Annotated in this window: 2 protein-coding genes and 1 pseudogene; 2 read left to right on the forward strand and 1 reads right to left on the reverse strand. The window is 76.9% G+C overall.

All coding sequences use genetic code 11. The annotated features are described in order from the left end of the window. A pseudogene (locus EF903_RS32135) lies at positions 1-345 on the reverse strand (hypothetical protein); the annotation flags it as partial. Between the two features lie 297 nt (positions 346-642). On the opposite strand from EF903_RS32135, the gene EF903_RS32140 reads away from it, so the two are divergent. Both EF903_RS32140 and EF903_RS32145 read left to right on the forward strand, forming a co-directional pair. After that, positions 643-1,620, forward strand: a complete 978-nt coding sequence (locus EF903_RS32140; RefSeq protein WP_125548477.1) for a helix-turn-helix domain-containing protein — start codon at positions 643-645, stop codon at positions 1,618-1,620. 24 nt (positions 1,621-1,644) lie between these two features. Then, positions 1,645-1,913, forward strand: a 269-nt coding sequence (locus EF903_RS32145) for a DUF456 domain-containing protein (RefSeq protein ID WP_260616212.1), incomplete at its 3' end; no start/stop codon positions are given.

Here is a 1,913-nt window from a genome sequence, read left to right on the forward strand (position 1 = left end):
GCGCGGCGGCGGGAGGTCCGGGGGCGGCGGCCCGGCGGGCCTCCGGTCCTGCGCCGGCACCGCCGGCGGGACCCCGGTGTGGGCGGCGGCGGGCCCGTGACCGGCCGGCGGCGCCTGCCCGGCGCGTCCCACCGGTCCTCCTGCCGGTGCCGCGCGCGGACCGGCCGCCGGCCCGGGCGCCGGGGAGACGAGGTCGGCCGCGGCCCGGAACCGCGACTCCAAGGTGTCGGCCCGCGCGGTGTCCGCCTCCACCTCCGCCTGCGCCCCGTCGGGCCCGGGTTCCGCTTCCGCGTCGGGTTCCCCGTACAGCTTCTGCCACCAGTCGTCCGCACCCCGCTGACTCATGCGGCTATTCTCGGCGCGCCCCCGCCCCGGAAAACGCGGAACTCACGAAATGAGTAGGACCCGCACCACCCCCGCACGGAGCGGTACACGGCCTCCGTCCGCCGACGCGGGCACACCCGCACCCCGTGCGCACGCCACCGCCTCCCGGCGGCCCTTGTCACAGGGGCGGCGCATCCGGTGATGATGTCCGCGGCGGGTTTGCGCCGTGGCCGCTTCCCGCCGACCGGCGGGGCCGGGCGACCGGGGCGCCACGCAGCAGGAGGGGTGGACCGTGGGCGAAAGGTGGGGGTGGACGGGTTGCTGAGTGCGATCGGCCTGGACGAGGGGCAGGAGTCGGCGTACCGCGCGCTGGTGGCGTTGGGGGCGGCGGAGGTTCCGGATCTGGCTCACCGGCTGGCGCTCCCGGTGCCGCAGACGGAGCGGGCGCTGCGCCACCTGGAGCGGCACGGCCTGGCCGCGCAGTCCTCGGCCCGGCCGGGCCGCTGGGTGGCGGCCCCGCCGGCGGTGGCGCTCGGGGCGCTGCTGTCGCGGCAGCGGCAGGAGCTGGAGGAGGCGGAGCTGGCGGCGGAACTGCTGGCGCAGGAGTACCGGGCGGAGCCGGCCGAGCCGACGGTGCACGACCTGGTGGAGGTGGTGACGGGTGCGAGCGCGGTCGCGCACCGGTTCCGCCAGCTCCAGGCGGGTGCGGAACGGGAGGTGTGCGCGCTGGTCAGCGCCCGCCCGCAGGTGGTGGCCGCGGGGGACAACCCGGAGGAGGAGCGGGCGGCGGTGCGCGGGGTGGGGTACCGGGTGGTGATCGAGCGGGAGGTGCTCGGCCTGCCGTCGGGGATCCGCGAGGCGTCGACCGCGTTGGCGCGCGGCGAGCTGGTGCGGGTGACGGAGCGGGTGCCGACGCGGCTCGTCATCGCGGACGGGACCCTCGCGATGGTGCCGCTGACGGGGCGGGGGGCCGAGCCGACGGTGCTGATGGTGCACGCGTCGGGGCTGCTGGAGTCGCTGACGGGGCTGTTCGAGGCGGTGTGGCGGGAGTCGATGCCGCTGCGGCTGGGGGCGGCGGGCTCCCCTCAGGAGTCGGTGGAGGTACCGGACGCCACGGACCTGGAGATCCTCACGCTGCTCCTCGCCGGGATGACGGACGCGAGCGTCGCCAAGCACCTCGAACTGGGGCTGCGGACGGTGCAGCGGCGCGTGAAGGGCCTGATGGAGCTGGCCGGTGTCACGACCCGGCTCCAGCTGGGCTGGCACGCGCACGAGCGGGGCTGGGTGGCCCGCTAGCAGACGGTCGGGCACGCTGAGCAGATGGATCTGCCGCAGCTGCTCCTGGTGGGGCTGGTGCTGCTGCTCGGGACGGCGGGGGTGATGGTTCCGGGCGTGCCGGGGACGTGGCTGGTGTGGGCGGGGATGATGTGGTGGGCGCTGCAGGATCGGTCGGCCGCGGCGTGGTCGCTGCTGGTCGCGTCGACCGCGCTGCTGCTCGTGGTGCAGGTGGTGAAGTGGCAGCTGCCCCCGCGGCGGGTGCGGGCGGTCGGGGTGACCCGTCGGATGGCGGTGTGCGCGGGGGCGGGAGC

Source organism: Streptomyces sp. WAC05292, assembly GCF_003949955.1.
In the GTDB taxonomy this organism is placed as follows: domain Bacteria; phylum Actinomycetota; class Actinomycetes; order Streptomycetales; family Streptomycetaceae; genus Streptomyces; species Streptomyces globosus.